6 protein-coding genes are annotated in these 8,182 nt (G+C 68.4%); all 6 read left to right on the top strand.

Annotation, left to right across the window (positions count from 1 at the left end; translation table 11 throughout):
* The first annotated feature begins 173 nt into the window (after nucleotides 1–173).
* Nucleotides 174–623 (top strand): hypothetical protein, encoded by a 450-nt coding sequence (locus AC3A6G_RS26350; RefSeq protein WP_487862836.1) that lies wholly within the window; start codon nucleotides 174–176, stop codon nucleotides 621–623.
* A 91-nt stretch (nucleotides 624–714) separates the two neighbouring features.
* Entirely contained in the window at nucleotides 715–2,100 is a 1,386-nt protein-coding gene (miaB, locus tag AC3A6G_RS26355) for a tRNA (N6-isopentenyl adenosine(37)-C2)-methylthiotransferase MiaB (RefSeq protein WP_487874993.1), read from the top strand.
* Nucleotides 2,100–3,527, top strand: a complete 1,428-nt coding sequence (locus tag AC3A6G_RS26360) for a sensor histidine kinase (protein WP_487862834.1) — start codon at nucleotides 2,100–2,102, stop codon at nucleotides 3,525–3,527. Before miaB ends, AC3A6G_RS26360 begins: the two co-directional genes overlap by 1 nt.
* Before the next feature lie 73 nt (nucleotides 3,528–3,600).
* Nucleotides 3,601–4,251, top strand: a complete 651-nt coding sequence (locus AC3A6G_RS26365) for a hypothetical protein (RefSeq protein ID WP_487874994.1) — start codon at nucleotides 3,601–3,603, stop codon at nucleotides 4,249–4,251.
* A complete protein-coding gene (locus tag AC3A6G_RS26370; protein WP_487862832.1) occupies nucleotides 4,248–5,648 on the top strand; it encodes a sigma 54-interacting transcriptional regulator in 1,401 nt (466 codons plus the stop codon). Before AC3A6G_RS26365 ends, AC3A6G_RS26370 begins: the two co-directional genes overlap by 4 nt.
* Nucleotides 5,649–6,044: 396 nt before the next feature.
* Entirely contained in the window at nucleotides 6,045–8,051 is a 2,007-nt protein-coding gene (gene mdoH, locus AC3A6G_RS26375; protein ID WP_487874995.1) for a glucans biosynthesis glucosyltransferase MdoH, read from the top strand.
* The last annotated feature ends 131 nt before the right edge of the window (nucleotides 8,052–8,182 follow it).

Consider the following 8,182-nt stretch of genomic DNA (forward strand, 5'->3'; position numbering starts at 1 on the left):
GGTTCTTGAGCACTTTGGGCTGACAGCCGGTTATTGGAGCAGCGGCCGAACCGAAGTGTCCACGAGTGCCGTAAAGATAAGTAAAGAGACTCCTAAATGCCCCTTTGCCGATAACAAAGACGCACCCGGCCCCCTGGCTAGAATTGCCACTCCACAGCCTCTGGATATACCCCATGAACCGCTGCAAGAAACCCACGAATGCTCTCACTTTCATAGCAGTTTGCACAGGGGTTGCCTGCCTTTTTTCAGTCGGCGCGGCAGCCCAGTCCGAACTGCCCCGGCCCCAGACGCAAAACGAGTCGCTCGTCGGCGGGCGGACCTTCCCGGTCGGCACCCTGCGCGGCAAGTTCATGGTCGTCGACGGCGTCGATGTCGAACTCGATGGCAAGCCCGACCGCATGGCACCCGGCGCGCGCATCCGCAGCCCGCAGAACATGCTCGTCATGTCGGGTGCGATCACGGGGCAGAAATACCTCGTCAACTACACGCGCGACGCCGCCGGCCTGCTGCGCGAGGTCTGGATCCTGACGCCCGACGAAGCCGTCGCCCGGCGCGAGTCGCTCGACAAGCCGCTGCTCAACATCTGGCCGTTCGCCAGGAACGACACCCTCAACACGCAATAAGAATGCCAGCGGGCGCCCTGCCCGCTGTGCGCCGCAGCCCGCACCGCAGGGCCGCACCCGCCTTCCCGCCAGGGAGGGCCAGGAAAGTCCCATGAGCAAGAAAGTCTTTATCAAAACCTTCGGCTGCCAGATGAACGAGTACGACTCGGACAAGATGGCCGACGTGCTGAATGCCGCCGAAGGCTACGAGCCGACGCAGAACGTCGAGGAAGCCGACCTGATTCTCTTCAACACCTGTTCGGTGCGCGAAAAGGCCCAGGAAAAGGTGTTCTCCGACCTCGGCCGCGTCAAGCACCTGAAGGCCCGCGGCGTGAAGATCGGTGTCGGCGGCTGCGTCGCGAGCCAGGAGGGCGCGGCCATCATCGCGCGCGCGCCCTACGTCGACGTGGTGTTCGGGCCGCAGACGCTGCACCGCCTGCCCGAGATGCTCGCCGAGCGCGAGCGCCTGGACCGCCCGCAGGTGGACATCCGCTTTCCCGAGATCGAGAAATTCGACCACCTGCCGCCCGCGCGCGTGGAGGGCGTGACCGCCTTCGTCTCGATCATGGAAGGCTGCTCCAAGTACTGCAGCTACTGCGTGGTGCCCTACACGCGCGGCGAAGAGGTGAACCGGCCGCTCGACGACGTACTGGTGGAAATCGCGGGCCTGGCCGACCAGGGCGTGCGCGAGGTCACGCTGCTGGGCCAGAACGTCAATGCCTACCGCGGCCGCATGGGGGACACGGCCGAGATCGCCGACTTCGCGCTGCTGCTCGAGTACGTGGCCGAGATCCCCGGCATCGAGCGCATCCGCTACACCACGAGCCACCCGAACGAGTTCACGCCGCGGCTCATCGAGGCGTATGCCAAGGTGCCGCAGCTCGTGAGCCACCTGCACCTGCCGGTGCAGCACGGCAGCGACCGCATCCTGATGGCGATGAAGCGCGGCTACACGGCGATGGAATACAAGAGCACGGTGCGCAAGCTGCGCGCCATCCGCCCCGAGCTCGCGCTGTCGAGCGATTTCATCGTCGGCTTCCCGGGCGAGACCGCCGAAGATTTCGACAAGATGATGAAGCTCATCGACGACTGCCAGTTCGACAACAGCTTCAGCTTCATCTTCAGCCCGCGCCCCGGCACGCCGGCCGCTGCGCTGCACGACGACACGCCGCACGAGGTGAAGCTCGCGCGGCTGCAGACCCTGCAGAAGGTGATCGACGGCAACGTGCGCCGCTTCGGCGATGCGCTGGTCGGCAGCACGCAGCGCGTGCTGGTCGAGGGCGCCTCGCGCAAGGACGCGAACGAACTGATGGGCCGCACCGCGTGCAACCGCGTGGTCAACTTCGAAGGCCCGCCCCAGTTGGCGGGCCGGCTCGTCGGCCAGATGGTCGATCTGCGCATCACGCGCTCGCTGGCCTACACGCTGCGCGGCGAAGTGGTCCTGCGCGAATCGTCCACAGTGCCGAGTTCGAGCGCAGGCGCTGCGCTCCCCGTCTGATGGCGAAACAGTCATCGAGACGGGGCTCGTTCCAGCAGCTCCTGCTTTTCGCCTTCCTGCTGATCACCGCGCTGCTCGTGGGCGTGGCGCTGCGCTCGGTGTTCCAGTACGACGCGCTCATGACCCAGAGCCGCGACGCCGCGGCGCGCGCACTGCGGCTGTCGGGTGCGGCCCAGTCGCTGGCCGAGCGCAGCGCCGCCATGGAGCGCGCCGGGCGCCAATCGCTGGTGCTCAACGACGCGGTGCTGCGCCGCCGCTTCGACGACGCCGCGCGCGAGGCCAACCAGGTGCTCGAGCGCATGGCGGGCAACGGCTTGGCGCCGGCCGGCATCGAGATGTGGCGCGCCCAGCTCGGCGTGATCCAGAGCCTGATGAGCGGCAACCCCGAAAGCGCCCTGTCGCGCGAGAGCAGCATGGCGATGCAGTTTCGCGAACTCGATTCGCTCAACACCAACCTGGCGCAGCAGGCCCAGTTCCTCATCGAGCTGCAGAACGACGCGCTGGCCAAGCGCATCGAGAACGCGCGCCGCCGGCTGATGCGCGAAGTGGTCGCGGCGAGCGTACTCGCCGTATCGCTGGCGCTGGCCTTCGGCATCTGGCTCGCGCGGCCGTTCAAGCGGCTCGAGCACGCGATCGTCGGCCTGGGCCAGAACCGGCTCGACGAGCCGATCGACATCCGCGGACCGGCCGACGTGCGGCGCCTTTCGCAGCAGCTCGAGTGGCTGCGGCTGCGGCTGACCGAGCTCGATGCCGACAAGGCGCGCTTCCTGCGCCATGTGTCGCACGAGCTCAAGACGCCGCTGGCGGCGCTGCGCGAGGGGGTCTCGCTGCTCGAGGACGGTGTCACCGGGCCCTTGAACCCGGCGCAGCTCGAAGTGGCGCAGATCCTGAACCAGAACACCGTCGCGCTGCAGGGCCAGATCGAGGCCCTGCTGCGCTTCAATGCGGCCGCCTTCGAGGCCCGGGAGCTGCGCCGCGAGCGCACCGAACTGCTGCCGCTGATCGAAGAGCAGATCGAGGCGCAGCGCCTGCAGTGGCAGGCCCACGGCCTGCGCGTGCGGGCCGAGGGCGAGCCGATCGCGCTCGCGGTGGACCGCACCAAGCTGGGCACGGCGATTGCCAACCTGCTGTCGAACGCGATCCGGTATTCGGCGCGCGGCGGGGTCATCACGATCGCCGTCTCGGGCACGCCCGACGCAGCCTACATCGATGTCAACGACGCTGGCCCGGGTATTGCCGAAGGCGACCGGGACCGCATTTTCGAGCCGTTCTTCAGGGGTGAACGCCAGCCCCAGCACGCCGTCAAGGGCACGGGCATCGGTCTTTCCATCGTGCAGGAGTACATTGCTGCCCATGGGGGCCGCATCGCCCTGCAGGCAGGCGGGCCCGGCGCACGGTTTCGCATCGAACTGCCGCGCACGGCCTGAGCCTTCCCCCTCGAGCCTTTTTGGCGTCCACTCCTCAGAAAAACACCGCGTCTTGATCTTTCTTCGCCGATCCATGCCCTTTCCGTTCGTCCGCAGCTCGCCCCTTCGCGCAGCGGTGGTGCTGCCTTTCGCCCTGCTGCTGGCCGCCTGCGCGACGCAGCCTGCGCCGCCCGCCGAGGCCGAGGCCCTGCCGCCGCCGCCCGCGGCGCCGCGCGTGATGCCGGTCGAAGCCGAGCCCAAGGCGCCCGCCACGCAGCCGGCATCGCTCTTCACGCTCATGACCCAGGGCCCGGTCGCGGCCATGCTGGCCTACGCCGACAAGGTCCGGCCACTCGGCGGCAACGAACTCAATGCCGAGATCGCCCGCGCTGGCGACCCGGGCGATTCGCCCACCGCGCAGATGCAGCTCGCGCTGCTGCTCGCGCAGACGCGCGTGCCGGCCGACCTGGCGCGCGCGCTGGGCCTGCTGCAGCGCGTGATCGCCAACCCCTCGCCCGAAGCGCAGCCGCTGCACCCGCTCGCGCGCGTGCTCGCCGCCCGCTACATCGAGCAGCGCCGCGTCGAAGACGACCGCGAGAAGCAGGTGCAGCAGGTGCGCGAAAGCCAGCGCCGCATCGACCAGCTCAACGACCGCATCGAAGCGCTGCGCGCCATCGAGCGCAGCTTCGCGCGGCCCAACACCGCGCCGGCGCCGGCCCTGTCGCCGCCGGCCAACCCGCGATGAGCACGACCGGCGCACGCCTGCTCGTGGTCGACGACGACCCCGACATGCTGCGGCTGCTGTCGATGCGGCTGAGTTCGGCCGGCTACCAGGTCACGGCCGTGACCTCGGCCGAAACCGCGCTCACACAGCTCGAGATCGAGCATCCGCAGCTGGTGCTCAGCGACGTGCGGCTGCCCGGGCGCGACGGGCTCCAGCTGTTCGACGAGATCCGCAAGCGCCATCCCTCGCTGCCGGTGATCCTGCTGACGGCACACGGCACCATTCCCGACGCGGTCGAGGCCACCGCGCGCGGCGTCTTCACCTACCTCACCAAGCCCTACGACGGCCGCGAACTGCTCGAGAAGATCGCGCAGGCGCTCGCGCTCGGGGCGCCCGCGAGCACGCCCGCCCGGTCGGGCGACGAGAGCTGGCGCGCCGAGATCGTGAGCCGCAGCAACCGCATGTCCGAACTGCTGGCCGAGGCGCGCATGGTCGCCAAGTCGGATGCCTCGGTGCTGCTGCGCGGCGACAGCGGCGCCGGCAAGGAGCTGCTGGCACGCGCCATCCACCGCGCCAGCGCACGCGCCGACAAGCCCTTCGTGGCGGTCAACTGCGGCGCCATTCCCGAGGCGCTGCTCGAATCCGAGCTGTTCGGCCACATGAAGGGCGCCTTCACCGACGCCCACGCCAACCACAAGGGCCTGTTCCAGCAGGCCGACGGCGGCACGCTGCTGCTCGACGAAATCGGGGACATGCCGCCCGCGCTGCAGGTCAAGCTGCTGCGCGTGCTGCAGGAGCGCGCCGTACGCCCGCTCGGCGCGAGCCAGTCGATCGAGGTCGACGTGCGCATCATCTCGGCGACCCACCGCGACCTCGACGCGGCCATGCTTGCCGGCCAGTTCCGCGAAGACCTGTATTACCGGCTCAACGTGGTCACGCTCACGCTGCCGCCGCTGTCGGCCCGGCGCGAGGACATTCCGCTCCTGGCCAACCATTTCCTGCAGAAACTCTCCACCAAATACGGCAAGCGGCTGTCGGGCTTCGCGCCCGAGGCGCTCAAGGCGCTCGCCACTGCGGCCTGGCCCGGCAACGTGCGGCAGCTCTACAACGTGGTCGAGCAGGTCTGCGCGCTGTCGAGTTCGCCGCTGATCTCGCTGGCCCTGGTGCAGCGGGCGCTGCGCGTGCCCACGGTCGAGGTCCAGACCTATGCCGAGGCCAAGCAGCGTTTCGAGCGCGACTATCTCGTCGGGCTGCTCAAGCTGACCGATGGCAACGTGGCCGATGCCGCCCGCTTGGCCGATCGCAACCGCACCGAGTTCTACCGCCTGCTGCAGAAGCACGAGCTCACGCCTGGCCACTTCAAAGCCGACGTTGTCGCTGGCCCCGGGGAGTCCGTCGCCGACGAGCGACAACCCTAAGTCGTTGATTTTTAAAGATATTGTGCAGACGCCTCCGGCACTTGTCGGGGTTCGGCGACAAAAAGAGGGGTTTCCGGCCCCGCGCGGCGCCTGCGGCGCCCCGAAAAGCCTCCGGATCGCGCCAAGTCGTTGATCCATAAGCGCTTTTCGAAGCTGGCACAGGGTTTGCCCCTGTACTGGCATGACAGCACTCCACAGCCCATCTTTCGCACTGCGTCCGCAGCGCGACGGCCTGCGTCAAAAGCAGTTTTCCCCCGTCCGGCCCCGTGCCGGCGGGCATTCGCCGGCCGCGTTCCCGGGCTCGGCGGGCGCTGAACCGGATTGCGTGATCAAGCGCTTTCCTGCCATTGGCGACACCTCTTCTTCCTCCCTCGACAAGCAACGTTGGTAAATCACATGAAGCCGAACGACTTCTCCCAACTGAATGTGCTGGCCGACATCGATTTCTCGCACCGCAGCCCGGTGCGCGAAGAACGCCATCCCAATTCGGTGACCGCACCGCCAATGAACCGCGGTTCCATGGCCCCGCGCCCCTGGCGCGGCTTCTGGAACAGCATGGGCACCGCCCTGCTGGTCAAGCTCGGCGCCGGCGGCGCGCGCGCCAAGGCCGCGCCGGCCGAAGCCACGCTGCCCTGGCAGCGCGCGGCAGCCCGCCGCCGCAACGCCTTCATGCTGCTCACGGTGCTGAGCACCCTGGTAGCGTCGGCGCTGTTCGCCGGCGTGCAGCCCGATTACGACAACGTCTGGCTCGAATACGGCCAGATCGGCCTCTACGGCCTGCTCTCGGGCTGGGTCGTCACCGGCTTCGTGACCGCGCTGATGGGCTTCTACGTCTCGCTGCGCGGTGACAAGCATTCGCTCTCGGCCAAGCAGGTGGCGGACCACCCGATGAATCCAGAGGCGCGCACCGCGATCATCATGCCGATCTGCAACGAGGACGTGGCCACGGTGTTTGCCGGCCTGCGCGCCACCTGCGAATCGGTCGCAGTCACCGGCCACGCGCAGCAGTTCGACGTGTTCGTGCTGTCCGACAGCTACAACCCCGAGACCGCCGCCGCCGAGCGCGCCGCCTGGGAAGACCTGCGCGCCGCGCTCGCCGAAAGCCCCAACCAGCCCCAGGTCGAGGTCTACTACCGCCTGCGCACCCGCCGCACGCACCGCAAGGCCGGCAACGTCGCCGACTTCTGCCGCCGCTGGGGCAAGGACTACCGCTACATGGTGGTGCTCGACGCCGACTCCGTGATGAGCGGCGACTGCCTGGCCTCGATGGTCAAGCTGATGGAAGCCAACCCGAACGCCGGCATCATCCAGACCGCCACGCAGGCCATCGGCCACGTGACGCTGCATGCCCGCGCACAGCAATTCGCTTCCCGCGTGACGGGCCGCCTGTTCACGCTGGGCATGCAGTTCTGGCAACTGGGCGAATCGCATTACTGGGGCCACAACGCGATCATCCGCGTCGAGCCCTTCATGAAGCACTGCGCGCTCGCGCCGATCAAGGGCACCGGCGGCATGTCGGGCGGCATCATGTCGCACGACTTCGTCGAGGCCGCGCTGATGCGCCGAGCCGGCTACAACGTGTGGCTCTGCGCGGACCTCGTCGGCAGCTACGAGCAGCAACCGCCGGACCTGCTGGCCGAACTGCAGCGCGACCGCCGCTGGTGCCAGGGCAACCTGCAGAACGCCCGCCTGATGGCCGAACCCGGCATTCACCCGGTGCACCGCGCCATGTTCGTGACCGGCACCATGGCCTACGCCTCGGCACCGCTGTGGCTCGCATTCCTGACGCTCGGCACCGCACTGTGGCTCAACGGCTCGAGCCTGATCTCGAGCTGGAGCGTGCTGCCGGCGGAACTGGCCGGCCTCTGGGTCTGGACCCTGTGCCTGCTGTTCCTGCCGCGCCTGCTGGGCATCATTGCGGTGCTGATGCGCAAGGAGCAGCGCCAGTACGGCGGCGTCTGGGGCCTGGTGAAGAGCTCGGTGCTCGAGAGCGCGCTGGCGATCGTGCAGGCGCCGGTGCGCATGCTGGCCCACTCGCTGTTCGTGGTGGTCGCCCTCACCGGCATCAAGCTCGACTGGAAGTCGCCCCCGCGCGAAGCCGCTGCCGTGCCGTGGAAGATCGCCGCGTCGCAGCTCGCCCCGATGAGCCTGGTGGTCGGCGCGCTGGCCCTCGGTGTCGCGATGATCGATGCGAGCGCGCTGCTGTGGCTCATGCCGGTCGGCCTGCCGCTGCTGCTGGCGATCCCGCTCACCGTGCTGACGAGCCAGATCGCGCTGGGCACGTCGCTGCGCGACCGCGGCTTTCTGCTGATTCCCGAGGAATCGCGTTCGCCGGCAGTGCTGCGCCGTGCCTGGATGCATGCGCTGCGCCTCGCGCGCCCGGCCGCCCTGGCGGTGGCCTGATGCGCTGACCTCCGACGCTCCGCGAGGAGCGCACAAGAAAAAGCCGGCCCCTGTCAGTCTGTGTAAATAGTCGGCGTTGAGTCCGCGAGAAGTGCCCTCCAGGCGTTGTCTGGAGGGCATTTTTCATTGGA

This window comes from Variovorax sp. Soil_C_26, from assembly GCF_057657075.1.

What these genes read in the sequence shown, in the direction of transcription:
- AC3A6G_RS26360 (WP_487862834.1), top strand. Translation starts at nt 2,100, where the DNA reads ATGGCGAAACAGTCATCGAGACGGGGCTCGTTCCAGCAGCTCCTGCTT.
- AC3A6G_RS26350 (WP_487862836.1), top strand. Translation starts at nt 174, where the DNA reads ATGAACCGCTGCAAGAAACCCACGAATGCTCTCACTTTCATAGCAGTT.
- AC3A6G_RS26365 (WP_487874994.1), top strand. Translation starts at nt 3,601, where the DNA reads ATGCCCTTTCCGTTCGTCCGCAGCTCGCCCCTTCGCGCAGCGGTGGTG.
- miaB (WP_487874993.1), top strand. Translation starts at nt 715, where the DNA reads ATGAGCAAGAAAGTCTTTATCAAAACCTTCGGCTGCCAGATGAACGAG.
- mdoH (WP_487874995.1), top strand. Translation starts at nt 6,045, where the DNA reads ATGAAGCCGAACGACTTCTCCCAACTGAATGTGCTGGCCGACATCGAT.
- AC3A6G_RS26370 (WP_487862832.1), top strand. Translation starts at nt 4,248, where the DNA reads ATGAGCACGACCGGCGCACGCCTGCTCGTGGTCGACGACGACCCCGAC.